Source organism: Sphingomonas sp. LY29 (genome assembly GCF_035593985.1).
Taxonomy (GTDB): domain Bacteria; phylum Pseudomonadota; class Alphaproteobacteria; order Sphingomonadales; family Sphingomonadaceae; genus Sphingomicrobium.
Genome location: NZ_CP141587.1, coordinates 1,798,019 through 1,822,957, shown reverse-complemented (window position 1 = coordinate 1,822,957; position 24,939 = coordinate 1,798,019). Strand labels below are relative to the sequence as shown.

The 24,939-nt window shown below is 66.7% G+C and carries 26 protein-coding genes and 1 tRNA gene; 10 read left to right on the top strand and 17 right to left on the bottom strand.

Annotated features, from left to right (window positions below):
• Window positions 1–22: 22 nt before the first annotated feature.
• The gene (locus tag SH584_RS09260; protein ID WP_324806529.1) at window positions 23–778 is read right to left on the bottom strand and encodes a DsbA family protein; all 756 of its coding nucleotides are present in this window, start codon (window positions 776–778) and stop codon (window positions 23–25) included.
• 5 nt (window positions 779–783) lie between these two features.
• Window positions 784–1,341 (bottom strand): DUF721 domain-containing protein, encoded by a 558-nt coding sequence (locus tag SH584_RS09255; RefSeq protein WP_324806528.1) that lies wholly within the window; start codon window positions 1,339–1,341, stop codon window positions 784–786.
• A gap of 27 nt (window positions 1,342–1,368) precedes the next feature.
• Here SH584_RS09255 and SH584_RS09250 point away from each other — a divergent pair, with 27 nt between their 5' ends.
• From SH584_RS09250 to SH584_RS09235, 4 genes are all read left to right on the top strand, one after another.
• A complete protein-coding gene (locus tag SH584_RS09250; protein WP_324806527.1) occupies window positions 1,369–2,391 on the top strand; it encodes an A/G-specific adenine glycosylase in 1,023 nt (340 codons plus the stop codon).
• Entirely contained in the window at window positions 2,381–3,235 is an 855-nt protein-coding gene (gene nudC / locus SH584_RS09245; protein WP_324806525.1) for an NAD(+) diphosphatase, read from the top strand. The genes SH584_RS09250 and nudC overlap by 11 nt, the downstream gene beginning before the upstream one ends.
• A gap of 73 nt (window positions 3,236–3,308) precedes the next feature.
• Window positions 3,309–4,007 (top strand): c-type cytochrome, encoded by a 699-nt coding sequence (locus SH584_RS09240; protein ID WP_324806523.1) that lies wholly within the window; start codon window positions 3,309–3,311, stop codon window positions 4,005–4,007.
• A 12-nt stretch (window positions 4,008–4,019) separates the two neighbouring features.
• A complete protein-coding gene (locus SH584_RS09235) occupies window positions 4,020–4,466 on the top strand; it encodes a DUF1801 domain-containing protein (RefSeq protein WP_324806521.1) in 447 nt (148 codons plus the stop codon).
• On the opposite strand, the gene SH584_RS09230 is transcribed toward SH584_RS09235, so the two are convergent.
• From SH584_RS09230 to sdhC, 5 genes are all read right to left on the bottom strand, one after another.
• The gene (locus SH584_RS09230) at window positions 4,467–5,327 is read right to left on the bottom strand and encodes an LOG family protein (RefSeq protein WP_324806519.1); all 861 of its coding nucleotides are present in this window, start codon (window positions 5,325–5,327) and stop codon (window positions 4,467–4,469) included. It lies immediately after the preceding gene.
• A 44-nt stretch (window positions 5,328–5,371) separates the two neighbouring features.
• Entirely contained in the window at window positions 5,372–6,763 is a 1,392-nt protein-coding gene (creD, locus tag SH584_RS09225; RefSeq protein WP_324806517.1) for a cell envelope integrity protein CreD, read from the bottom strand.
• 160 nt (window positions 6,764–6,923) lie between these two features.
• Window positions 6,924–8,723: a succinate dehydrogenase flavoprotein subunit gene (gene sdhA / locus SH584_RS09220; RefSeq protein ID WP_322841508.1), complete on the bottom strand. Its 1,800-nt coding sequence runs from the start codon at window positions 8,721–8,723 to the stop codon at window positions 6,924–6,926.
• Entirely contained in the window at window positions 8,720–9,118 is a 399-nt protein-coding gene (gene sdhD, locus SH584_RS09215) for a succinate dehydrogenase, hydrophobic membrane anchor protein (protein ID WP_322841509.1), read from the bottom strand. The genes sdhA and sdhD overlap by 4 nt, the downstream gene beginning before the upstream one ends.
• A complete protein-coding gene (gene sdhC, locus SH584_RS09210; RefSeq protein ID WP_322841510.1) occupies window positions 9,115–9,525 on the bottom strand; it encodes a succinate dehydrogenase, cytochrome b556 subunit in 411 nt (136 codons plus the stop codon). Before sdhC ends, sdhD begins: the two co-directional genes overlap by 4 nt.
• A gap of 154 nt (window positions 9,526–9,679) precedes the next feature.
• Between sdhC and SH584_RS09205 the strand changes: the two genes are divergently transcribed.
• From SH584_RS09205 to SH584_RS09190, 4 genes are read left to right on the top strand one after another with little or no spacing between them, the layout of a single operon-like run.
• On the top strand, window positions 9,680–11,026 hold the full coding sequence (locus tag SH584_RS09205; protein ID WP_324806514.1) for a methyl-accepting chemotaxis protein: 1,347 nt from the start codon (window positions 9,680–9,682) through the stop codon (window positions 11,024–11,026).
• 39 nt (window positions 11,027–11,065) lie between these two features.
• A complete protein-coding gene (locus SH584_RS09200; protein ID WP_324806512.1) occupies window positions 11,066–11,773 on the top strand; it encodes an SDR family NAD(P)-dependent oxidoreductase in 708 nt (235 codons plus the stop codon).
• Window positions 11,763–12,671, top strand: coding sequence for a subclass B3 metallo-beta-lactamase (gene bla / locus SH584_RS09195; RefSeq protein ID WP_324806510.1), 909 nt, complete (start codon window positions 11,763–11,765; stop codon window positions 12,669–12,671). The genes SH584_RS09200 and bla overlap by 11 nt, the downstream gene beginning before the upstream one ends.
• Complete coding sequence (locus tag SH584_RS09190) at window positions 12,668–13,558, top strand: 50S ribosomal protein L11 methyltransferase (protein WP_324806508.1); 891 nt, start codon at window positions 12,668–12,670, stop codon at window positions 13,556–13,558. The genes bla and SH584_RS09190 overlap by 4 nt, the downstream gene beginning before the upstream one ends.
• Here the strand turns inward: SH584_RS09190 and SH584_RS09185 are convergent.
• From SH584_RS09185 to yajC, 9 genes are all read right to left on the bottom strand, one after another.
• Window positions 13,542–13,835 carry a hypothetical protein gene (locus SH584_RS09185; protein ID WP_324806506.1) on the bottom strand — a complete coding sequence of 98 codons (294 nt, stop codon included), beginning with the start codon at window positions 13,833–13,835 and terminating at the stop codon, window positions 13,542–13,544. The two genes, SH584_RS09190 and SH584_RS09185, sit on opposite strands and share 17 nt — an antisense overlap.
• Window positions 13,835–15,829, bottom strand: a complete 1,995-nt coding sequence (gene ligA, locus SH584_RS09180) for an NAD-dependent DNA ligase LigA (RefSeq protein WP_416385176.1) — start codon at window positions 15,827–15,829, stop codon at window positions 13,835–13,837. Before ligA ends, SH584_RS09185 begins: the two co-directional genes overlap by 1 nt.
• Window positions 15,830–15,855: 26 nt before the next feature.
• Complete coding sequence (locus tag SH584_RS09175) at window positions 15,856–16,362, bottom strand: DUF1697 domain-containing protein (protein ID WP_322841517.1); 507 nt, start codon at window positions 16,360–16,362, stop codon at window positions 15,856–15,858.
• The gene (locus SH584_RS09170; RefSeq protein ID WP_324806501.1) at window positions 16,359–17,054 is read right to left on the bottom strand and encodes a dienelactone hydrolase family protein; all 696 of its coding nucleotides are present in this window, start codon (window positions 17,052–17,054) and stop codon (window positions 16,359–16,361) included. Before SH584_RS09170 ends, SH584_RS09175 begins: the two co-directional genes overlap by 4 nt.
• The gene (recN, locus tag SH584_RS09165; RefSeq protein ID WP_324806499.1) at window positions 17,051–18,703 is read right to left on the bottom strand and encodes a DNA repair protein RecN; all 1,653 of its coding nucleotides are present in this window, start codon (window positions 18,701–18,703) and stop codon (window positions 17,051–17,053) included. Before recN ends, SH584_RS09170 begins: the two co-directional genes overlap by 4 nt.
• A gap of 34 nt (window positions 18,704–18,737) precedes the next feature.
• Window positions 18,738–19,526: an outer membrane protein assembly factor BamD gene (locus SH584_RS09160; RefSeq protein ID WP_322841520.1), complete on the bottom strand. Its 789-nt coding sequence runs from the start codon at window positions 19,524–19,526 to the stop codon at window positions 18,738–18,740.
• A 111-nt stretch (window positions 19,527–19,637) separates the two neighbouring features.
• Window positions 19,638–20,588 (bottom strand): protein translocase subunit SecF, encoded by a 951-nt coding sequence (gene secF, locus SH584_RS09155; RefSeq protein WP_322841521.1) that lies wholly within the window; start codon window positions 20,586–20,588, stop codon window positions 19,638–19,640.
• Window positions 20,589–20,602: 14 nt separating this feature from the next.
• The gene (secD, locus tag SH584_RS09150; protein WP_322841522.1) at window positions 20,603–22,195 is read right to left on the bottom strand and encodes a protein translocase subunit SecD; all 1,593 of its coding nucleotides are present in this window, start codon (window positions 22,193–22,195) and stop codon (window positions 20,603–20,605) included.
• Window positions 22,195–22,524: a preprotein translocase subunit YajC gene (gene yajC / locus SH584_RS09145; protein WP_324806494.1), complete on the bottom strand. Its 330-nt coding sequence runs from the start codon at window positions 22,522–22,524 to the stop codon at window positions 22,195–22,197. Before yajC ends, secD begins: the two co-directional genes overlap by 1 nt.
• A gap of 164 nt (window positions 22,525–22,688) precedes the next feature.
• On the opposite strand from yajC, the gene SH584_RS09140 reads away from it, so the two are divergent.
• Together SH584_RS09140 and SH584_RS09135 are read left to right on the top strand one after the other, a co-directional pair.
• A tRNA-Pro gene (locus SH584_RS09140) sits at window positions 22,689–22,765 on the top strand.
• Between the two features lie 169 nt (window positions 22,766–22,934).
• The gene (locus SH584_RS09135) at window positions 22,935–23,645 is read left to right on the top strand and encodes a TIGR02117 family protein (protein WP_324806492.1); all 711 of its coding nucleotides are present in this window, start codon (window positions 22,935–22,937) and stop codon (window positions 23,643–23,645) included.
• Here the strand turns inward: SH584_RS09135 and hslU are convergent.
• Entirely contained in the window at window positions 23,633–24,934 is a 1,302-nt protein-coding gene (hslU, locus tag SH584_RS09130) for an ATP-dependent protease ATPase subunit HslU (RefSeq protein WP_324806490.1), read from the bottom strand. The two genes, SH584_RS09135 and hslU, sit on opposite strands and share 13 nt — an antisense overlap.
• Window positions 24,935–24,939 lie beyond the last annotated feature (5 nt).

The following is a 24,939-nucleotide window of genomic DNA, read 5'->3' as shown; positions in this document are numbered from 1 at the left end:
CGAACCCCCCGGTATTGCGGCCTTACCCGGCCAGCGCGGTCTTGATGGCGTTCTCGACCTGGGTCCAGGTCGGGGTGCCCGCCTGGATTTCGACGACTTCGCCGCCGATCAGGAAGGTCGGCGTGCCCGGAATGTTGTACTGCGAGGTGGCGTCGCTGTTCATCTGGACCAGCCGGTTCACTTCTGCCTCGTTGCCCAGGCACTGGTCGGCCTTGGCGCGCGGGACGCCGCGCATCGAAGCGTACTGCTTCAGCCCGCCAAGGTCGGCGATGGTGGAGAATTGCTGTGCCGGCGGCATCGACTGGAGCGCTTGCAGGCGCGCGGGGTCGGCGGTCTGGATCTTCTGGATCCAGTCGGCCTGGTCGGCGAACAGGTTGCGCGTGAGGCCGAAGAAACCGGCCTCGCCGCTGCAGCGCGCCAGCAGCGACGCGGTCATGTCGAACGGGTCGCGGACGTAGTTGCGAAGCTCGTAGCTGACGAGGCCCTTCTTGACGTAATTGTCGATCAGCGGCTTGACGCCCTGCTCCTCAAACTCGGCGCAGTGCGAGCAGGTCATCGATGCAAATTCGACCAGCTTCACCTGCGCCTGCGGGTTGCCCATCGCGAAGCCGCCCTCGGGCGTCTTGGCGACGACGGTCGACCAGTCGCCGTTGTTGGGCGCCGGGACCGGCGCTGCGGTGACTTCGGGCGCCGCGACATTGTTGGCCGTCTGCTCGCTGTTACAGGCGGTCGCGATCAGCGCGGTCGAGGCGGCAAGGATGATGGCAGCAGTCTTCATGTCGTTCATTCGCTCCGGGTGATGGAAGTCAGGATAATGGGGACGAGTTTTTCGACCACCGGCTTACCGGTCGATCCGGCAAGGCTGGAGGCAAGCGATTCGAGGCAGGCGCGAAGCTCGGGATCGGCAATCTCGCGTAGCCCTTCTCCCAGCGCGGCGGGGATCGGCGCGGGTGTCGGCCGCACCGGCGACGGCGCCGGGCGCGGGGCGCGGCCCTGGCGAAAAGCGATCTTGGCGATGGCTTCGTAACCGAAGAAGCGATTGACCCGCTCGGCGATCATCGGCGCCAGATGCTGGATCAGCGGGGCATGCGCGCCCTCGACGAACAGGGTCAACGTTCCGCCCGACTTGGCGCCGCCGGGGAAACGGATCGATTCGGGCGTGGAGACCTTGGCGTAGCGTTCGCCGACGATCTCCGCCCAGCGGCTGACCACCGCGCCTTGGACGAAACCGAAGCGCTTGAAGGTCGATCCGGCAATGTCGTGCACAAGGTCGCCCGCCGCGCGCGCATGGCCGCGGCGCGGGGCGTCTTCGGCCTTGGGGGTACGCGGGGACTTCGCCATCGCGGCGGACCATGCCATAGGCTTGCCATGCTCGCCAGTGCGCAAAGCGTATCGTCTCCCGCGTCCCGGCTGCTCGCCCATTATGACGCCCACGCCCGCGAATTGCCGTGGCGAAGCCCGCCCGGTTCGCCGCCGCCCGATCCCTATCGCGTGTGGCTGTCGGAGGTGATGCTCCAGCAGACCACGGTCGCCACGGTCCGACCACGCTTCGAGCGCTTCCTCGATCGCTGGCCGACGAGCGAAGACCTCGCGGCGGCCGACGACGCCGAAGTGCTCGGCGAGTGGGCCGGTCTTGGATATTATGCCCGCGCCCGCAACCTGATCGCCTGCGCCCGCGAAGTGACCGCGCGCGGCGGGTTTCCAACGTCCGAAGCAGAGCTTCGCGAACTGCCCGGACTTGGCGCCTACACCGCCGCCGCAGTCGCCGCGATCGCGTTCGGGGAGCGCGCGGTGGTGGTCGACACCAATGTCGAGCGAGTGGTCGCGCGGCTCCACGGCCTCGACCGACCGATCGCCGAGATCAGGCCGGAGATCCGCCGGCTTGCCGACGCAATGACCCCCGCCGATCGTCCTGGCGACTTCGCGCAGGCGATGATGGACCTTGGCGCCACGATCTGCCGGCCGAAAGCGCCGGCGTGCCTCGCCTGCCCACTCCATGACGATTGCCTCGCCTTCGCGAGCGGCGATCCGGAAGCCTTTCCGGCGCCGAAGGTCAGAAAGGCACGACCGCACAAGCATGGGGTCGCCTGGTGGACCGAGCGTGACGGCGAGTTGTGGCTCGTCCGACGCCCAGATCGGGGGATGCTGGGCGGGATGGCGGCGCTTCCGGGGCCGGAGTGGCAGGAGGAAGAGCCCGTCGATTCGGCGCTTGCCAGCGTCGCGCATGGCTTCACCCACTTCACGCTCGACCTTCACCTCGTCGAGAAGTCCGAGCCGCACGGCGAAGGGTGGTGGCACCCGCTCGACCGGATTTCCGACGCAGGGCTGCCGACGCTATACGCGCGAGCGGTGGCGGCAGTGATCGGGGGGCGTAACGCCGATGCGGCCTGATCCTTTCTTTGCCGGCCCCGGGCTTGATCGCGCCGACCATCTTCGCGGCGATCCCGACGCAATCCGGGCGCTTGCCCGGCGAAGCGATGCCCGCTGCCTCCACTGGACCGATGGTGCCCCCAGCCTCGACGACAAGGGCTCTCTGCGTTGGGAGCCATTCGGGGGCCAAGCGCCACTCTTCCTCGGGCTCGACGGTGTCGCGCCGCGCTTCTCGACCCTGCCGCCGCTCGAGGTTGCCGAGCATGCGCGGTCGCATTTCGGATTGCTGTCGCTACTCCACGCAGACGATGCGCCGACCTTTGCCGCGGCCCTCAGCCTCGCCAACTGGCATCGTCGTCACGGCCATTGCTCGGTCTGTGGTTCGGCCACCGCGCCCAACCGCGGCGGCTGGTCGCGCGCCTGTCCCGCTTGCGGCGCCGAACATTATCCGCGCGTCGACCCGGTGGTGATCATGCTGGCAAGCCATGGGGATTGCCTGCTGCTCGGACGCCAGCCGTCCTACCCGCCCGGACGTTATTCGGCGCTGGCGGGCTTCGTGGAACCGGGCGAGACGATCGAGGCCGCCGTCGCGCGCGAACTGAAGGAAGAAGCGGGCATCGCAGTGCGCGAAGTGACCTATGTCGCCAGCCAGCCCTGGCCTTTCCCCTCGTCGCTGATGATCGGCGCTCATGGCATCGCCGACGACGACCTGCTGACGATCGACACGAACGAACTGGACGACGCTCGCTGGTTCACGCGCGAAGAGGTCGAAGCGGCGCTGAGCGGGGCGCCCGATCCGGCCTTCCTGCCCCCGCCGCCGGCGGCAATCGCGCATACGCTGCTTGCGTGGTGGCTGGACGCTTGAAGTGACGCCTTTGCCGCCGTAAAGGCGCAAGCAACTTTCACTTTAAGCCAGCGGCGTGACCGCACGGGGTTTCATGGACGATCGCAACAATACTATTGCCGGCTGGGTCCTGTTTGCCGGAATCGTCGCCCTGGGATCGTCGATCGTGGCGGGCGAATCGTTCAAGGGCGAGCGGCCCGAGGAGATGGGCTACCCGATTGAAGGCGTGGTCGAGGAAGGCGCGAGCGGCGAAGCCGCCAAGCCGATCGAATTCTACCTTGCCACCGCCGACGTCGCGAAAGGCGAGCAGGTGTTCAAGAAGTGCACCGCCTGCCACACCGTCGACCAGGGCGGCGCCAACGGCCTTGGCCCGAACCTGTGGGCGACCTTGGGCAAGCCGCACGGCCACGTCCCGGGCTTCGCCTATTCGCCCGCGCTGAAGGGCGTCCCGGGCACCTGGGACTGGACCTCGATGAGCGAATGGCTCGCCAGCCCGAAGAAATATGCGCCGGGCACCAAGATGACCTTTGCCGGCCTGTCGAACCCGGAAGAGCGCGCCAACGTCATTGCCTTCCTGAACAGCAAGAGCCCGTCGCCGCTGCCGCTTCCGGCCGCGCCGCCTGAAGGTGCGCCCGCGGGTGCCGCCGATCCGGCCGCGGGCGACAAGGCCGCTGCGGAAGCCGAAGATGCTGGTGCCGCAAAAGCTCCCGACCAGCCGGTCCTGAACGATATGCAGGCGGCCAAGGGCGGCGAGAAGAGCACCGGCGGCGACGCCGCTCCGATCAGCCAATAAGGGACTGGCGCGGTGGTCAGCTCAAAAGCGGCCACCGTCGCCGACTATCTTGCCGAACTGGACCCGGATCGCCGCGTCGAGATCGAGCGCGTTCGCGCCCTCGTCAACGATGCCATCCCGCCCGGCTATGACGAGCGCATGGCGTGGGGAATGATCTGCTGGGACGTGCCACTCGCCGTCTCCGGCCCGACCTACAACGGCCAGCCGCTCGCTTATGTCGCACTCGCCGCGCAGAAGAACGCCAACAGCCTGTACCTCAACTGCGCCTATTCGAGCGCCGAGCGGACCGAACGCCTGAAAGTGGTCGCGGCCGACGCGGGAAAGAAGCTCGACATGGGCAAGTCGTGCCTGCGCTTCAAACGCGCCGACGACCTCCCGCTCGACGCGATCAACGAGGAGATCGCATCGGCTACACCGCAGCAGTTCGTCGCGATCGCCGAGGCGGCAAGGGCCCGCTGATCAGGTGAGTTCGTAGTGGGCGCGGACCGCGTCCCACGCTTCGTCGGCGGTTTCGCACCATGTGATGAGGTCGAGGTCGTGAAGCGAGATCACGCCTTCCTCGGCCAGCGCGTGGAAGTCGACGACGCGGTTCCAGAATTCCTTGCCGAACAGCAGGATCGGAAGCGGGCGAACCTTTCCGGTCTGGATCAGGGTCAGCAGCTCGAACATTTCATCGAAGGTGCCGAACCCGCCCGGGAATACCGCGACCGCACGCGCACGAAGCAGGAAGTGCATCTTGCGAAGCGCGAAATAATGGAACTGGAAGCTGAGATCGGGGGTAACGTAGGTGTTGGGCAGCTGTTCGTGCGGCAACACAATATTGAGCCCGATCGACTCCTGCCCGGCCTCGGTCGCGCCGCGGTTGGCGGCTTCCATGAACGACGGACCGCCTCCGGAGCAGACGACGAAATGACGCTGGCCATCGTCGTCGACCGGAAAGCGGCTGACCATTCCAGCCAGCTTCTTGGCCTCGTCGTAATAATGCGACTTTTCGACCAGCCGCGTCGCGACGGTGCGGTCCCAGTCGGATTTCGCTGCATCGAGCAGCGCCTTGGCCTTGGAAGGCTCCGGCACGCGCGCCGATCCGTAGAAGACGAAGGTCGAGGCGATGTCGGCCTCGTTCATCAGCAATTCGGGCTTCAGCAGCTCAAGCTGGAAACGAACGGCGCGCAGATCTTCGCGCAAGAGGAAGTCGTTGTCCTGAAACGCCAGCTTGTAGGCGGCGCTTTCGGTCTGCGGCGACGAAGGAACATGCTTGGCGGCGGCGGCATCGACCTTCGAGGTCGGGAAAATCCGCTTGGGGGGTGTGTTGTCGGTCATGAGGGGAGCGGCCTTAGCTGGCGACGCTCCCCTCGACCAGTCCCCTAGGCGACGACTTCCTTCGAAGAGCCACTCCAGTCGATGCGGCGGGTAGCGTACATCACCGCCGCCAGGGCCGCGAACAGAAGCAGCGACCCGATCAGGAGCGAGAACGCCTCAAGCCCGAGCAGGATGTAGAGCACGGCATACAGACCGACGAGCAGCCCCCCGATCACATAGCCGCGTTTCCAACTGCCCAGGACGGCCGCCGAATAGGCCGTGTTCAATCCCGCGATCGCCAGCGACGCGACGATGTACGCGGCGGTGAACCCGATCACCTCGGCAAAGGCGAGCAGGAGGACGAAGAACAGCACGATCGCCGCCCCCATCAGCAGATATTCGACCCCCGTCACGCGCACGCCACCGATGATGTCGAACATCAACAGCGCGACGAAGGTAAAGCCGATGAACAGGAAGCCGTACTTCGTCGCCCGGTCGATGCGCGAATAGAGGTCGACCGGCTGGACCAGCTCGATCGAGGCGACCTCAGCGACCTGACGCGCTCCGTCGACGGCCACGGGCGCTTCTGGAAGTCCCTGCCCCGCCGTGATGTTGCTTTGTCCCTTGTCGGCGGTCGAGATCAGCGAACGGCCCAGCGCGAGATTGCCGATGCGGTAATCGGAAGCGAAGCCATCCTTGGCGACGCGCCGGATGCCGGGCAGGAAGTCGCCTTTGAACGACGGGCTGGCCCAGCTGCTCTTCACTGCCCAATGGGTGTCACCGGCGTGCGGCGCGAGGCCGAGGCTGCTGTTGCCGCGAAAGCCATAGTCGAAGGTGACGGCCATCGGCCGCCCGATCAGAGGCGTCGCATCGACGAAGGCAAAGAAGCCGCGTCCGGGACCGCTTCCGCCGCCCGGCTGCAACCGCGCCGCGACCCGGTCGACCGTCACCTTGGGGTTTGCGCCCAGCCCGCGAGGGTCGCTGAGGCCGAAGCGCAATTTGGCGCGCGCCAGATCCATCTGCGCCGGCGCCACGCCGAAACGCGCGAGGTCGGGCGGAAAGGCGAAACGCGCAGCGCCCTTGGCTCCGGCGGAATAGACCACCGCTTCGTAGATCGATCGCTTGCGAAGCTCGGGTTCGATCGTGGTCGCGATGTCGGCGGCCTCAGGCTCCAGCGTCAGTTCGCGCCACACTTCGCGGCTGGTCGTCACGCGGTTGATCCCGTCGCCGATGCTTTCCTGCGCGGTGGTCCGATAGGGAATGACGAGCACCGGCCCACTGATCGTCTGCGGCCCGCCCCATCCTTCGGTAATCGATTGCCGCGCTTCGTTCGACTGGTTCTGCCGGTCGTAGATCAGCAGCCAAACCGAGAAGAGCGGGATGGCGAGCGCCAATCCGATCAGGACCGCAAACAGCAGTTTGCGGCCCGGGGTTTTCTGCCCGTCCGATGCATACATGACGTCGTCTCCCGTGGTTGGAACTCGGTTCGTCTACGGGAATGCACGGTTCGTCGTCAACCGTTCGTCGCTATTTTGGCACGGTTCGTCGGCTCGCTCAAAAGATCAGGGCGCCCGGATTGCTCCGGACGCCCTGCATTTTCTCAACGCTGGCAGTGACTTAGTACACACGCGCCTTCGGCTTGATGTAATCGATCTCGTCGGTGAGCGTGTAGTCGTGGACCGGTCGGTAGTCGATCTTCACCGATCCGCCCTTGCCACCCCAGCCGTCGAATGTCGCGATCGTGTGCTTCATCCAGTTGGCGTCGTCGCGATCGGGGAAATCCTCGTGCATGTGTGCGCCGCGGCTCTCCTTGCGGTTGGCGGCGCAATGCATCGTCACCACCGCCTGGCCGAGCATGTTGTCGAGCTCGAGCGTCTCGATCAGGTCGCTGTTCCAGATCAGGCTGCGGTCGGCGATGCGCACGTCGGCCAGCTTGCCATAGATTGCGTCGATCTTGGCGACGCCTTCGGCCAGCGTCTTTTCGGTGCGGAACACTGCGCAGTCGGCCTGCATCGTGCGCTGCATCTCCTCGCGGATCGAAGCGGTAGTGGTGTTACCGTCGGCGTGGCGGAACTTGTCGAGCCGCTCGACCGCGATCGCGCCCGATTCCTTGGCCAGCGTCGGCTGCGCCGCGCCGGGCTTAATTACTTCCGCCAGGCGAAGACCGGCGGCGCGGCCGAAGACGACCAGATCGATCAGGCTGTTCGAGCCCAGGCGATTGGCGCCGTGGACGCTGACGCACGCCGCTTCGCCGACCGCGAACAGGCCGGGCACGACGGTGTCGGGCTCGCCATTCTTCAGGTGGACGACCTCGCCGTGATAATTGGTCGGGATTCCCCCCATGTTGTAGTGGACCGTGGGCGTGACCGGGATCGGCTGGCGCGTCAGGTCGACCCCGGCGAAGATCTTCGCGGTTTCGGAAATGCCCGGAAGCCGCTCGGCCAGAATCTTCGGATCGATGTGGTCGAGGTGAAGGAAGATGTGATCCTTATGCTCGCCGACGCCGCGGCCTTCACGGATCTCCATCGCCATCGAACGTGACACGACGTCTCGGCTGGCGAGGTCCTTCGCCGACGGCGCGTAGCGCTCCATGAAGCGCTCGCCTTCGGAATTGGTCAGGTAGCCGCCCTCGCCGCGCGCGCCCTCGGTGATGAGCACGCCCGCGCCGTAAATTCCGGTCGGGTGGAACTGGACGAACTCCATGTCCTGGAGCGGCAGGCCGGCACGGAGCACCATCGCATTGCCGTCGCCGGTGCAGGTGTGCGCCGACGTCGCCGAGAAGTAGCATCGACCGTATCCGCCGGTCGCCAGCACCACGGCTTGCGCGCGATAGCGGTGGATCGAGCCGTCATCGAGGTTCATCGCGATGACGCCGCGGCACACGCCGTCTTCCATGATCAGGTCGAGCGCGAAATATTCGATGAAGAAGTCGGCGTCATACTTCAGGCTCTGCTGGTAGAGCGTGTGAAGCATCGCGTGGCCGGTGCGGTCGGCGGCGGCGCAGGTGCGCTGCGCGGCCGGGCCTTCGCCCATGTTCTGGGTCATGCCGCCGAAGGCACGCTGGTAGATCTTGCCCTCGTCGGTGCGGCTGAACGGCAGGCCGGCATGCTCCAGCTCGTATACCGCCGCAGGCGCCTCGCGGCACAGATATTCGATCGCATCCTGGTCGCCCAGCCAGTCCGACCCCTTGACGGTGTCGTACATGTGCCAGGTCCAGTGATCCGGTCCCATGTTGCCGAGGCTGGCGGCGATCCCGCCCTGCGCCGCGACGGTGTGGCTGCGCGTCGGGAAGACCTTGGTGACGCACGCGGTCTTCAGGCCCTTTTCCGCGGCGCCCATCGTCGCGCGAAGGCCCGATCCGCCGGCACCGACGACGACGACGTCGTAAACATGGTCGATGATCTTGTAGGAGGTCATGCCGCGGCGGCTCCAAGGGCGATGCGGGCGAGCGCGAGCAGCGCCGCGGCGCCACCGGCAATCGCCAGGATGGTGAGGATGAAGTGGACCGCGACGCGATTGCCTTCGTGGTGGACATAGTCGTCGACCACGACCTTGAGGCCGTCGAGCCCGTGCTTGAACGCGTAGAAGACGAACAGGCCCATCGGCACCGACGCCCACGCCGAGCCGAGCCATTCGAGCAGCGTTCCGCGATCGAAATCGGGGAGGATCAGCAGCGAGAAGACCAGCCACAGCGAAAGCAGGACGAGGACCACGCTCGTAAAGCGTTCTTCGAGCCAGTGATGGCCGCCATGGCCCGCCGGTCCAAGGCCGCGAACCTTGCCAAGCGGCGTGGCGCTGCTTTCGACGCTCATCGACCGACCCCCAACAGGATGAACCACGTCACGGCGGTGGCGAAGATCGACAGCGCGATCGTCATGATCGCCCAGAAGCGATTGACCTTCAGCTCATAACCCGCACCCGTATCGAGCACGAGGTGACGCAACCCCGAAAAGAAATGCTGCCAGAACGCCCAGGTCAGCGCGACCAGCACGATGATCGCCAGCGGGATTCCGGCGGGCGCGTAGCCGATCACCGAGCTGAAGCGCGCGTAGCTTTCCTCGCCGCCCGACAGCGCCGCGAGCCACCAGGTGAGCAGGCCGAGACCCGCGACGGTGAGCCCGCTTCCGGTCACGCGGTGAAGGATCGAGACCAGCATGCCCGGCCCCCATTTCCAGATCGTCAGGTGCGGCGACAGCGGCCGCGGGTGCGTCGGGGTCATGGATCCTCGTTTTCGCGCATGAGAAATGTCCCGCACCCCCTAGCATCATCGGCGACGCTGGCAAGATTGCGAGGGGCTAACCGGCTCTTAACCAATGGCGGGCCATAGCGGAGCCGACGAACGCAATACCTCACTTTCAAGGAACGATACGGTCATGGCGACAGCGATGCAGGAAACCAGCAACGGCGACTACGACCTGCCGCGGGGCCTGGGCTTCTACGACACGACCGGCGACCTCCCCCAGCGCGCCCGCGAGCTGTGGGCGACGATCGCCCCGGCCGACACCGCCATCGCCCGCGAATTCTGGAAGCAGTACGCTCGATCGCCCGAGCTTGCCGAGCGCCTGACCGACGCGCAACTCGACCAATATGCGACCGCGATCACCCCCTACCTTCGCGCCAAGTTCGAACGGGTCGACCGCCGCGAATGGGTCGATACCGCGCGCACCTATGTCGAAAAGGCGCTCGGCTCGGGCCTGACCCTGTCGACCCTGTTGTCGGGCCTGTCGGCGGAAACCGAGGAAGCGTTCCGCGCGATCCGCGCCGCGACCGAGTCGACCGACGACCAGGTCCGCCTCGCACGTACCCTGTCCGAGATCCAGATGCTGGAGATCGACGTCTTCTTCCATCACGCCATCGCCATCACGCGCAAGGAAAGCGACCAGCTTCAGGCGCGGCAGGCGGGCGAGTTCAATTCCAAGGTGCTCAGCGTGGTGCAGAGCTGCACCAGCGAGAGCGAGCAGCTTCGTGGGCTTGCGATGACGACCTCGTCGGCGGCACGCGGCATGCTTGGCAAGACCAGCGAAGTCGCCGCTGCGGCCGAACAGTCGGCGGTAGCGATGCGCGAAGCGGCGCAGACCGCCGCGGGCCTGATCCGCGCGATCGAGGATGCCCGCACCGAAGTCGAAGTCGCCTCCGACGTCGCGCTTCGTGCCGGCGGACAGGCCGAGGCCGCGGTCAAGGTCAGCCAAGCGCTCAGCAACCATGTCGAGGCGATCGAATCGATCCTCGGCCTCATCCGCGACATTGCCGGGCAGACCAACCTGCTCGCACTCAACGCCACCATCGAAGCGGCGCGCGCGGGCGATGCCGGCCGCGGCTTCGCGGTCGTCGCACAGGAAGTGAAGAGCCTCGCCAGCCAGACGGCGCGCGCGACCGACGACATCACCGCGAAGATCAGCGCGATCACCGCCGCGACCAAGCAGACGGTCGAAGCCAACGGGTCGATCAGCAAGACCGTCGAAGAAGTGCAGACCTCCGCCGACCGCATCCGCCAGGCAATGGAGTTGCAGGCGCAGACGGTGACGATGATCACCGCCGCGGTCGACGAGACCGCGCTTGCTGCCGATTCGATGTCGTCGACCATCGCCGCGATCCGCAGCGACACCGAGAGCGTCGCGCGCGACATCGACGGGGTCGAGCAGGGCTTCGGCCGCTTCAGCGATCAGATCGACACCTTCCGCGCGACGACCAGCGATTTCGTGTCGAAGTTCGCGGCCTGACCATTCCCAGTCATGGGGCGCCTCGTCTAAGGCGTCCCCATGAATATCCTTCTCACGGGCGCCAGCCGCGGCATCGGCGCCGCGGCGCTGACCGCGCTTCGCAACGCCGGTCATCGCGTCATCGGCCAATCGACCGCGGGTGACGCCGATCTGGTCGCCGCCGACTTCACCGATCCGGCTGCGCCCCGCGCCCTTTGGGAAGCCGCGTTCGACCGGCTCGACGGGCGGATCGACGTACTGGTCAACAACGCCGGCGTGTTCGAAGCGATCGCCGACAATGCTGGCGACGAGGAATGGCATGCGGCGTGGAACCGCACGCTGACCATCAACCTGCAGGCCAGCGCCGACCTGTGCCGCCATGCCATCGCCCACTTCCGATCGTCGGCGACACCCGGCGGGCGCATCGTCAACGTCGCCAGCCGCGCCGCCTATCGCGGCGACAGCCCCGGTCACTGGCACTATGCCGCATCGAAGGCCGGCATGGTGGCGATGACCAAGAGCATCGCGCGCGGCTATGCCGCCGAGAACATCCTGGCGTTCGCGGTCTGCCCCGGCTTCACCATGACCGGCATGGCCGAGGATTATCTGTCGAGCCGCGGCGGCGACAAGCTGCTCGCCGACATCCCGCTTGGCCGCGTCGCCAGCGCCGAGGAAATCGGCGAGACGATCCGCTGGCTCGCGACCGACGCGCCGCCCTCGGCCACCGGCGCGGTCATCGACGTCAACGGAGCAAGCTATGTTCGTTAGTCTCGTCCTGCTCGCGGCCGCGCAGCAGATCACCATTCCCCTCGGCCGCGCACCGCGCCAAGTCGAGCGCCCCCGCGCGCCGATCGAGACGGCCGGCCCGCGCTGGGCCGCGACCTGCGGCGACTCGACCGACTGGGACAAGCGTGCGCCGGCGGTGCGGATCCACGCGAACACCTACCTAGTCGGGACCTGCGGCATCTCGTCGATCCTGATCACCGGCAGCGACGGCCACGTCCTCATCGACGGCGGCACCGAAGCCGGCGCCGAGGTGATCGCCGCCAACATCCGTGCGCTCGGTTTCAAGCTGACCGACGTGAAGTATCTGCTCCACAGCCACGAGCATCTCGACCATGTCGGCGGCACCGCGCGCCTCCAGCAGCTGACCGGCGCGACCCTGATCGCATCGGCGCCGGCCAAGCGGGTGCTCGACACCGGCCTGCCCAGCACCGACGACCCGCAAGCCGGGATGCACAAGCCTTTTCCCGCCGCGACGGTCGGCCGCGTGATCGGCGACAAGGGCGAGGTTCGCCTCGGCAATCTGCTGCTCACCGCGATCACGACCCCCGGGCACACCCCCGGCGCGCTCAGTTGGCGCTGGGAAAGCTGCGAAGGCGCGGTGTGCCGGACGATGGTCTATGCCGACAGCCTCAGCCCAGTCAGCCGCGACGATTATAAATTCTCGGCGCATTCCGCGACGCTTGCCGCGTTTCGCGCGTCGATCGCCAAGGTCGCCGCCAGCCGTTGCGAGATCCTATTGACCCCGCACCCGTCTTCCAGCGCAATGAAGGAACGGATGACGGGCAAGCAGCCGCTGTTCGACGAGAATGGGTGCCGCAACTACGCGGCGACGCTGACGCGCAAACTCGACGAGCGCCTCGCCAAGGAAGCCGCGAAATGAGCTGGCGAGTCACCCTCCACTGTTCGCGCGCCGAAGCCGAAGCGCTGCCCGAGAGCGAGGACCTTTTCCCCTTCGCGGATGAGCCGCCGGTAATCGTCGCCGACGAGCCTGACCCGCACGCACCCGACGACTGGCGGATCCACGCCTATTTCGCCGAGCAGCCGACCACGCGGGAACTCGTCCTGCTTCGCCGCCTCTCCCCGGCGTCGGAGATCGAGCAGGAATATCTGGGGGAGGACGATTGGGTGACGATGAGCCAGGCGGGCCTCGAGCCGATCCGCGCCGGCCGCTTCTTCGTACACACGCCCACCCACGCGCCCGACGATGGTGCGATCAATTTCCAGATCGACGCGGGCCTTGCCTTCGGGACCGGCCAGCACGACACCACTGCCGGCTGCCTAACCGCGCTCGACCGGCTGGAGCAAAGCGGCAAGCGCTACGCCAACATCGCCGACATCGGCACCGGCACCGGTCTACTTGCCTTCGCGGCGATGAAGCTGTGGCCAGATGCACTTGCGATCGCCACCGACATCGACCCGATCAGCATCGACGTCACCGCCGACAATGCACGCATCAACGCAATCCCGGTCGGCGAGGGGGAGGGCGAACTCGCGCTCGCGGTCGCCAACGGGATGGACCATCCATCGCTCGCCGAGCGAGCGCCCTTCGACCTGCTTATCGCCAACATCCTGGCCGGACCGTTGATCGAACTGGCCCCCGCCTTCGCGAACAGCGTTGCGCCGAACGCCAGCATCGTCCTTGCCGGCTTGCTCGATACGCAGGCCGACGCGGTGGTTGCGGCTTATGAGGCTGAGGGCTGCAACGTCGTCGAGCGCGGCGACGGCGAGTGGTGCGTGCTGGTGCTCGAGGCTAAGTCCGCCGCCTGATCGTCGCGACCGAGGCGACCACGATCACCAGGGCCGTTGGCGCGATCCAGTCCAGCCACGGGTCGACCTTCTGCCACACGATCGGATCGAGCCCGCCCCACCACGGCATGTTGGCGCGAACACCGTCGCCATGATGCTCGATCCAGCGATATTCGGCCTGCGTTATCTCGCGTGAGATGGCCCAACCCGCTCCGGCGATCGCGCCGCCCCACCAGCTTCGCGTGACCCCGACGACCAGCAACTGGATCGCGAGCGCGAGCGCCAAGTGGGCTAGCATCAGCTGTTCGCCACGATCTCGGCCCATTCGGCTTCGGTCGCGACACGGACGCCGAGGTCAGCGGCCTTCTTCAGCTTCGACCCCGCGCCGGGCCCCGCGACGACCAGGTCGGTCTTCGCGCTGACGCTTCCTGCGGCGCGCGCGCCGAGGCGCTCGGCCTGCGCCTTGGCCTCGTCGCGGCTCATCGTTTCCAGCGTGCCGGTGAAGACGATCGTCTTGCCGGTCCATTCGGTTTCGCGTGCCTGGCTGACGAACGCGGCGGGCTTGGCGAGCGCGAGCAGGTCGGCGAGCGCCTCGCGGTTGTGCGGTTCGTGGAAGAAGTCCGCGAGTGCTTCGGCGACCACCGGCCCGACGCCCTCGACCGCCGACAGTTCGGCCTCCGCTCCCTCTCCGGTCGCCGCCGCCTGAAGCGCCTCGATCGTCCCGAACGCGCGTAGCAAATCCTTTGCCGTCACCGCGCCGACGTGGCGGATGCCAAGTCCGAACAGGAAGCGCGCCGGGTCGAAGCCCTTGCGCGCCTCGATCGCGGCGAGAAGGTTGTCGACGCTCTTTTCCTTCCACCCTTCGCGTCCGATCAGATCGTCACAGTGCGCCTTCAGGCGGAAGATGTCGGCGGGTGCGTCGAGCCAGCCCAGCGAGACGAACTCGACGATGCTCTTTTCGCCGAGCCCGTCGATGTCCATCGCCCCGCGCGACACGAAATGCTTCAGTCGCTCGATCCGCTGCGCCGGGCAGATCAGCCCGCCGGTGCAGCGAACGTCGACCTCGCCCTCCTCGGCGACTGCTTCGGACCGACATTCGGGACAATGGTCGGGAAAGACGAACGCGTCGCGGGCAGTGTCGCGAGTCAGATTTTCGACCACTTGCGGGATGACGTCGCCCGCGCGCTGGATGCGGACGCGGTCGCCGACGCGGAGCCCCAGCCGGGCGATCTCGTCACGATTGTGGAGCGTGACATTGGCGACGATTACCCCGCCGACACCGACCGGCTTCAACCGCCCGACCGGGGTCAGCTTGCCCGTCCGTCCGACCTGGATGTCGATCGCGAGCAACTCGGTCTCTGCCTGCTCGGCGGGGAATTTATGCGCCAGCGCCCAGCGCGGAGCGCGCGCAACCTGGCCCAGCCGTTCCTGCCAGTCGAGGCGGTCGACCTTGTAGACCACGCCGTCGATATCGAACGGCAGGTCGGCGCGCGCATGCTCGATCGCATGATAGTGCGCGAGCGCCTCGTCGGTCGTCGCCACCAGCCGGAGCAGGTCGCTGACTAGAAAGCCCAGTGCTGCGAGCGCAGCCATCGCCTCGCCCTGCGTGTGGCCGAGCGGTTCGCTGAGGTCGCCCCAGCCGTGCGCAAGGAATCGCAGCGGCCGCGCTGCGGTGGTCGCCGGGTCCTTCTGACGGAGCGACCCCGCGGCGGCGTTACGCGGATTGGCGAAAATCTTTCCGCCCGCCGCCTCCTGCCGCCCGTTGAGCGCGGCGAAATCGGCCTTCGACATATAGACCTCGCCGCGCACCTCCAGCACCGGCGGCGCGCCGCGTAGCTGCTGCGGAATGTCGGATATCGTGCGCACGTTTGCGGTGACGTCCTCGCCCACCGTCCCGTCGCCGCGCGTCGCGGCCATCACCAGCGCGCCGTCTTCGTAGCGCAGCGAGCAACTCAGCCCGTCGATCTTGGGCTCGGCGGTCATCGCCACTTCGGCGTCGGGGCCGAGCGACAGGAAGCGGCGAACGCGGCCGACGAAGTCCGTGACCTCCTCGTCCGAAAAGGCGTTCTCCAGGCTCAGCATCGGCCGCGCGTGCGGCACCTTGGCGAGACTCGACGATGGTGCCGCGCCCACCGCTTTCGACGGGGAATCGACGCGGACGAGATGCGGGTATTGCGCCTCAAGCTCGGCATTCTCGCGCACCAGCGCATCATAATCGGCGTCCGAAATCTCGGGCGCGTCGCGGTCATGGTACGCGCGATTGTGCCGCGCAATCTCGCGCGCCAGCCGCATCAACCGATTGGCAACCTCCGCCTCGCTCACGCGAGCAGCTCCGCCATCTTCGCGACGCTCGACAGGTTGCGCGCGGTGCCGTGCTTGACCGCGGGCAGCTTCAGCTTCGTCTTGCCGATGCCCTCGCCATAGCTGACGTAGAGGCAACGCGGCCCCAGCGCGATCCGCTCCCCGGCGACGTCGCGCGCCGCGTCGATCATTGCCTGGTCCGGCTCCTCGTCGATGAAATGCGCCATCACCCGACTCGGCTTGTCGTCGGTGAAGGGATTGCCCGCCGCGGTCGCCGCCATTTCGCGGGACGAGCGGACGAAGATCGGGATGCGCTTGCCCGCATGCGCCTCAAGCGCGTCGCCAACTCGCTTTGCGACCGCCGCCTCGTCCTCGTCGCTTTCGAACAGCAGATTGCCGCTGGCGATGAAGGTGCGGACGTTGGCGAAGCCGCATTCTTCCCCGATACGCTTCAGGTCGGCCATCGGCAGCTTGCCGGTCCCGCCAACGTTCACCGCGCGGAGCAATGCGACGTAGCGGGTCACGACTCGATCTCGGCCAAGAACAGGTCGAACATCGCCCAGCTTCGCCGCGCGGCGGCGGCGTCATATTCGATCCCCGGCATCTGCCCCGTCGCGGCGGGATTGGTGAAGCCGTGGCCCACCCCGCCAAAGCCGTGAACCTGCCAGTCGCAGCCCGCCACGGTCAGTTCCTCGCCCAACGTCACGACCGACTCCGGCTTGGCAAGCGGGTCGTCCCAGCCATGGAATGCGATGATCTTGGCCCTGATTGGTTGCGGCGGCAGTCCGGGCGGGTCAAGTAAACCGTGGAAGCTGGCCACGCCCGCGATGTCGGCGCCCGAGCGCGCCAGATCGAGTGCGCACTGCCCGCCGAAGCAAAATCCGATCGCCACGACCGGCGTTTCGTCTACGCCATCGACTTCGCGCAAGGTCGCCAGCACCGACTGCAGCAGCTCGCGCATTTCCGCGCGATCGGACTTGATCGCTTCCATCGCCTTGAAAGCCTCGTCGCGACGCTCAGGCGTGAAGCGGTCACCGTAAAGGTCGGCCAGCAACACAGAGCGAGCCTTGGCGTTGAGTTCCGTCGCGAAGCGCTGTTCGAGTTCGCTGATGCCTCGCACCGTCGGGAAGAGTAGGATCGTCGATCGCGCATCGGCGACCGGATACCATTCGTGCCGCACCGCCTTGCTGGCACGCGCTTGCGCGATCTCCCTCACGCCGCCTCCAGCAGCTTCGCCGCCTGCGCGCGGGCTTCGTCGGTGATCGCTGCGCCCGAAAGCATCCGCGCGATCTCTTCGCGCCGTTCGTCGTCGGTCAGCTTGCGGACGCTGGTGCGAGTGATGGTGCCGTCGCTCGCCTTTTCGATGCGATAATGATGCGCCGCTCGCGCGGCGACCTGCGGACTGTGCGTGACCACGAGCAGCTGCGACTTTTGGGCGAGGCGGGCCAGTCGCTCGCCGATCGCGCTGGCGACCGCACCTCCCACGCCGCGATCGATTTCGTCGAAGATCATCGTCGCCGCATCGCCCGCTTCCGCCAGCGCCACCTTCAGCGCCAAGATGAAGCGCGACAATTCGCCGCCGCTCGCAATCTTGGTCAATGGCCCGAACGGTGCGCCGGGGTTGGTCGACACTTCGAATTCGACGCGGTCGCTGCCGCCCGCGCCCGGATCGGTCGGCGCGATCGCGGTACGGAATCGCGCGGCGTCGAGTTTGAGCGGCGCAAGCTCACTCGCCACAGCGGCGTCGAGCCGCGTGGCGGCTGCCGTCCGCGCTTCAGTGAGGCGCGCAGCTTCCACCGTGAAACGATCGCGCGCGCGGGAAAGCTCGGCTTCGAGCGCGGTCACTTCCTCTTCGCCGCTGTCGATCGACTCTCGGCGCGCGCGCATGTCGTCGAGCAGGGCAGGCAGCTTGTCGGGGTCGACACGATGCTTGCGGGCAAGACCGCGAATGTCGAAGAGGCGCGCCTCGGCGCTTTCCAGGTCGATCGGCGAATGCGCCAATGCCCGGCGCGCTTCCTCGACCTTCTGTTCGGCATCGGCCGCCTCGATCGTCGCGCGGTCGGCTGCGGCGAGCGCCTCGCCCAGCAGGGGGTGCGCGTCGGCGATCCGCTCCAGCCGGCGCGCGGCCTGGCGAAGCTGCGACAGCGATCCGTCCGACCCCGACAGCAATCCGTCGAGCCCGCCGAGATCATCCTCGATCCGCGCCGCCGCCTTCATCTGCTGGCGGGAGTCGGCGAGCCTTTCCTCCTCGCCTTCCTCGGGCCCCAGCTTGGCAATCTCATCGATGGAGAAGTCGAGCCATTCGCGGTCGCGCGCCGCCGCCTCGACCGCTTCACGAGTCGCCGCCAGCCGCGCGGTCAGAGCCGTAACCGCCGACCACGCGTCCGCCACCGGGCTGCGGTCGATCCGTCCGAACAGGTCGAGCAGGTCCCGGTGCCCCTTGGGATTGAGCAGCCCGCGATCGTCATGCTGGCCGTGAATCTCGATCAGGCCGAACGCCAGTTCGCGCAGCACCGACGCCGGCACCGCGCTTCCGCCAGCGAAGGCGCGGCTTCCGCCGTCGGCTTTCAGCGTGCGGCGGACGAGCAACGGCTCGCCTTCCTCGCGCTCGATGCCCTGGTCGGCCATCTGCGCCCATGACGGATGATCGGCGGGAAGTTCGAAGGAGGCGGAGACGCTTGCCTGCGCCTCGCCCGCGCGCACCAATCCGGTGTCGGCGCGCATGCCAAGCGCGAGGCCAAGGCTATCGAGGAGTATCGACTTGCCGGCGCCGGTCTCGCCGGTGAGCACGCCAAGGCCGGGCTCGAAATCAAGGTCGAGGCGGTCGATCAGCACGACATCGCGGATCGACAATTGCCTCAGCATCGGCGCGCGGCCCCCGTTGGCGCGATCGGCGCGGTCAACCCTGTGGCGCGGCCGCCGGGGCGTGACGCTGGATCAGGTCGTAGCTGCGCTGGTACCACTTGCTGCCGGGGTAGTTGGCGCCGAGCACCGCAGCCGACTTGCGTGCCTCGTCGGGGAGACCGAGGTTGAGATAAGTCTCGACCAGCCGCTCCAGAGCTTCGGGCGTGTGGGTGGTGGTCTGATACTTGTCGACGACTTCGCGGAAGCGCGTCGCCGCGGCAAGCCAATTGCCCGAGCGCTGGTAGAAGCGACCGACTTCCATTTCCTTGCCGGCAAGATGATCGTTGATCAGGTCGAGCTTCAGGCGCGCATCGTTGGCATAGCGGCTCGACGGATAGCGGCGGATCAGCTCGTTGAAGCTGTCCGAAGCCTGCTGCGTGATCTTCTGGTCGCGGCTGACGTCCTCGATCTGCTGGTAATAGCTCATCGCCACCAGATAGTTGGCGTAAGGCGCGTCCTTGTTGCCCGGATGGATCGTCAGGAAGCGCTGCGACGAACTGATCGCGTCGGGATACTTCTCCGCCATGTAATAGCTGAAGGCGCTCATCAGCTGCGCCCGGCGCGCCCAGACCGAATAGGGATGCTGGCGCTCGACCTCGTCGAATAGCTTGGCCGCGACCTCGTAATTCTGCTGGTCGAGCCGCTGCTTCGCCAGGCTGTAGAGCGTGTTGACGTCGCGCGCGACATAGGAAGTGTCGCCCTTGGCCGAATTGCGCGCGCAACCGGCGGTGACGACGAGGGCGGGCAGCAGCAGCAGCGCCGCGAGACGGGTCTTGTTCACCATGATCCTGTTCCTAGCGCGCGAGCGGGCGAAGGCCAAGCAGCCAATCGTCCGCACGCAATGGTTTCGATGGTCCGTGAGCAAAGCGCGCCCAAGCTGAACCCGCGATGATCGTCAGGCCGGATTGCCCAGGCCCGCTTCCTCGTCTTCCGAACGAAGGAAGCTGTCGGGCTTCAGCCCCAGCCACACCAGCGCCGGCGCCGACACGTAGATCGACGAATAGGTACCGATGAAGGTGCCGAGCAGGATCGCGAGCGTCAGGCCGAACAACACGTCGGGTCCGAGTGCAAGCAGCACCGCCAGCGCGAGCATGATCGACAGCGAGGTGACGATCGTGCGGCTCAGCGTCTCGTTGAGCGAGAAGTTGAGCAGCGCGACAATCTCCATCTTGCGGTATTTTCGCATATTCTCGCGGATACGGTCATAGATGACGACGGTATCGTTGAGCGAATAGCCGACGATCGCGAGGAACGCCGCGACGATGTTCAGGTCGACCTGCATCTGCGTCAGCGAGAAGAAGCCGAGCACCATCGACACGTCGTGGAAGAGTGTCAGCAGTGCGCCGACGCCGAATTGCCATTCGAACCGGAACCAGATGTAGAGCGCGATCCCGATCATCGCGAAGGTGATCGCGAGCGCGCCGTCCCACGCCAGTTCGCCGCTGACCTTGCCCGAAACCGATTCGCCCGCGCTGACGACCGCGCCCGGATATTCCTGCGGCAGGAAAGTGCGGACCTTGCTGACGATCTCGTTCGACGCGGTCTCGGGCCCTTCGGGACGCGGCAGGCGGATCTGGTAGGTCCGGTCGTTGCCGAATTCCTGGATCGTCGCTTCGCCGACGCCAAGGCCGTCGATGCGGCCGCGCAGGTCCTCGATGTCGACCGGCTGCGCGAAAGTCGCGCGAACGACCTGCCCACCGACGAAATCGATGCCGAGGTTGAGCCCGCGCACGCCGACCAGCACCAGGCTTGCGACCGTCAGCAGCGTCGACAGGATCATCGCGACGTTCCGCCACCGCATGAAGTCGATGTTGGTGTTGTCGGGGACCAGCTTAAGGAGTTTCATGTCGCTTCGTCCCGTCAGATATTGATCGTGCGCGGACGCTTGGACTTGACCCAGAGCGACACGAGCATGCGCGTGAAATTGACCGCGGTGAACACCGACGTGATAATGCCGATCAGCAGCACGACCGCGAACCCGCGGATCGGGCCCGAGCCGAAGAAGAGCATCAGCGCCGCGGCGATGGTGTTGGTGATGTTGGCGTCGAAAATCGCGGTCGAGGCTTCCTTGTAGCCGGTCTCGAGCGCGTCGAGCATCTTGCGCCCTCGTCTCAATTCCTCGCGAATGCGCTCGTTGATCAGCACGTTGGCGTCGACCGCCGCACCGATCGTCAGGACGAAGCCGGCAATACCCGGCAGCGTCAGCGTCGCGTTGAACAGCGCCATGACCGCCAAGATCAGGAATGCGTTCACCAGCAGCGCGAGGCTCGCGTAGACGCCGAAGCGGCCATAGGTGACGATCATCAGGCCGATCACCGCAAGCGTCGCGAACACCGACGCGATGGTGCCCGCCTCGATCGAATCGGCACCAAGCTCGGCGCTGACGGTGCGTTCCTCGATCACGTTCAGCTTCACCGGCAGCTTGCCCGAGGCAAGGCTGACCGCGAGCGCATTGGCGCTTTCGACGGTGAAGTTACCACTAATTTGCGCCTGCCCACCGAGGATCGGCTCGTTGATGTTCGGCGCCGACAGCACCTTGTCATCGAGGATGATCGCGAATGGCTTCTGCACATTCTCCTGAGTCACCCGGCCGAAGCGGCGAGCGCCGGCGGCGTTGAAGGTGATGCTAACGACCGGGCGGCCGTCCTGGTCGAAACTCTGCTTGGCGTCGACCAGTTGCTCACCCGAAACCATCACGCGGCGCTGGACCGCGATCGGGCCGGTGCCGTCGGCCATCTGCAGTATCTGCGCCCCCGGAGGAGCGCGGCCCGCGGCGACCTGCGCCGGGTCGGCGTCGAGCGCGACCAGCTTGAATTCGAGGCGCGCGGTCTGCCCGATCAACGCCTTCAGCGCCTCGGGATCCTCGACGCCCGGGACCTGGACGAAGATTCGCCGCGCGCCCTGGTTGATAACGGTGATTTCCTTGGTCCCGCCCGGATCGATGCGGCGGCGAACGACGTCGCGCGCGACGGTCAGCGAGTTGCGCAGCGCCGTCTCCGCGCCGCTCGCGGTCGGAGTCAGGACGATGCGATTGCCGTCGACCGTGCTGACTTCCCAGTCACGCGCGCCGGTCAGGCCGACCGGCTGGGTCAGCGTGCGCATCCGCTCGAACGCCATGTCGAGCTGGGTCGGATCGCGAACGACGAAGCTGAGGCGCCCGCCGCTGGTCGACACGTCGCCGATCTGGATTCGCGGTTCGCCGCGACGAAGTTCGGTGGTGACCTGGTCTTCCATTGCCGCCAGCCGCTGCTTGGCGGCGTCGGCGACATCGGCTTCGAGCAACAGTTGGCTTCCGCCGGCGATGTCGAGCCCCAAGTTGATCTGTGCCTTCGGCGCCCAGCTGGGCCACGCTTCGACGGTTGCCTTGGGAAACAGGCTGGGAACGGCCAACACGATTCCGAGCAGGATCGCCAGGCTGACGGCCCAGACCTTCCACTTGGGGAAATCGAGCATCAGTCGTTTGCCGGCTTCGTCGCGGCGGCGTTGCCAACCGAGCTGAGGGTCGACTTGACGGCCTGGACCCGCAGGCCCTGCGCCAGCTCGACCTCGACCTCGGTGTCGCCGACCTTGGTGACCTTGCCGATCAGCCCGCCGCCGGTGACGACGCGGTCGCCCTTCTTGACCGCCATGATGGCCGACTGATGGTCACGCATCCGCTTCTGCTGCGGGCGGATCATCAGGAAATAGAAGATCACGAAGACCAGGACGAGCGGGATCGTCTGGATGATGAAGCTTGCGCCACCGGACGGAGCGGCGGCGGCGATGAGGAAAGCGCTGTTCATGATCGTGATGGACACTCTTGGCTAAGGGCGCGCGAAGGCAGGCGCACAGGATATGGCGGGCCGCCTATCACGCTGCAACCGTCGTTGCAAAGCGCGCCGCCTTGCCAAGCGGCGAGTGCCCGACTAGAGCGCCCGCACTTCCACGCGACTGCGTGGGACTCGGTCGGGGCGTAGCGCAGCCTGGTAGCGCATCACACTGGGGGTGTGGGGGTCGCAGGTTCGAATCCTGTCGCCCCGACCATTTTCTCTGCTCGATCCCGGCATCGGCGGACCGCGGCGATTGCGCCGCGAGTTCTCGCCGCCGGAGAAGCACGACGACAAGCCACGCCGTGGTGTGTCGTTGATGCCGGCGGCTAGGAGGCAGGCGCTTTTCTTTTTCGCTTCGCGCCGCTCTCTGCCATCACCGCACCATGCCCCGCCGTCGTCGCCGATCCCGCCGTAAGCCCAGCCTTCGCATCTTTCTGCTCGCGGTGGCCGCGATCCCTGCGCTCTACCTGCTTGCCGCGCTTGTCGGCGCGGTCGTGCCGGTCAACCGCGACTGGGAAGAGCCCAAGGACGGGATCACCATCTACCTCGCCAGCAATGGCGTTCACGCCGACCTGATTTTGCCTGCCAGTGCCCAAGGCCTCGACTGGCGGCCGCTGGTGCCGCGCCGTGACTTCGCCGACGTGCCGCCGGACGCGCGTTGGGTCGCGTTCGGGGCGGGCGAACGGCGCGTCTATCTGGAAACGCCGACGTGGGGCGACATCAGCCCGCGCACGATCTGGGCGGCGACGACCGGCGGCGAACGGGTGATGCACGTCGAATGGGTCGCCGATCCCACTTACGCCGCGCGCGCGATCCGGCTGACCCCCGCGCAATATCGCCGCTTGTGGGCGGCGATCCGCGCGGGCTTCACGCTCGACGACAAGGGCCGTCCGATCCGCATCGATCATCCCGGCTACGGCCCGCGCGACGCCTTCTACCAGGGCGTCGGCAAGGCGAACGCGATCGACACGTGCAACCAGTGGGTCGCCAGCCGCCTCCGGCTCGCGGGCGTCGAAGCGCCTTCATGGGCACCCTTCGTTCAGGGACTGACTTGGCGCTACCGCGAGGCAGCACCAACCGATCAGAGAACGTAGCGCGACAGGTCGGTATCGCGCGCGATTCCGGCCAGCTGCGCCTCGACGAACGCGGCGTCAATTACCAGCGATTCGCCCTTGCGATCCTCGGCGGTGAAGCTGATTTCCTCGAGCAGCTTTTCCATCACCGTCGACAGGCGCCGCGCCCCGATATTCTCGAGGCTGTCGTTCACTTCTGCCGCGATCCGCGCGAGCGCCGCGATGCCATCGTCGGCGAAGCTGATGCTGACCTCCTCGGTCGCGAGCAGGGCGCGATATTGTTCGGTCAGGCTGGCGCGCGTGGCCGACAGGATCCGAACGAAATCCTCCTGCGTCAGCGCGGCCAGCTCGACGCGGATCGGCAGGCGGCCCTGAAGCTCGGGCAACAGGTCGGCGGGCTTGGCGACATGAAACGCGCCGCTGGCGATGAACAGGATATGGTCGGTCTTGATCGGGCCGTACTTGGTCGCGACGGTCGTTCCTTCAATGAGCGGCAGCAGGTCGCGCTGGACGCCTTCGCGGCTGACCGACCCGCCAGTGCGCGCTTCGCTGACCGCGATCTTGTCGATCTCGTCGAGGAAGACGATCCCGTTCGCCTCGGCATCCGCCAGCGCGACGCGGGTCACGTCGTCGGCGTCGACGCGCTTGTCGGCTTCTTCCTCGACCAGCTTTGCAAAGGCATCGGGCACCTTGAGCTTGCGCCGCTTCTTGGGCGCGCCGCCCATTGCCTTCGACATCATGTCGCTGAGGTTGATCATGCCGACCCCGCCCTGCCCCGGAATGTCGAACGGCATCGCGGGGGCATCGCTGACCTCGATCTCGACCTCGGCGGTGTCTAGGCTTCCGTCGGCGTGGCGCGCGCGGAAGCTGGCGCGGGTCGCCTCGCTCGATCCCTTGCCGGTAAGCGAGTCGAGCAGCCGCTCCATCGCCGCGTCCTCGGACGCCTTGCGCACCTTTTCGCGGCGGCGCTCGCGCTCCAGCCGGACGGCTTCCTCGACCAGGTCGCGTCCGATCTGCTCGACGTCGCGGCCGACGTAACCGACCTCGGTGAACTTGGTCGCCTCGACCTTCACGAACGGCGCATCGGCAAGCTTCGCCAACCGCCGCGCGATCTCGGTCTTGCCGCAGCCGGTCGGCCCGATCATCAGGATGTTCTTGGGCGTCACCTCCTCGCGAAGTTCGGCGCCGAGACGCTGGCGGCGCCAGCGATTGCGAAGCGCGACCGCGACCGCCTTCTTGGCTTCGGACTGGCCGACGATATGCTCGTCCAACGCGGCGACGATCGCCTTCGGGGTAAGATTGTCATTCATGGGGT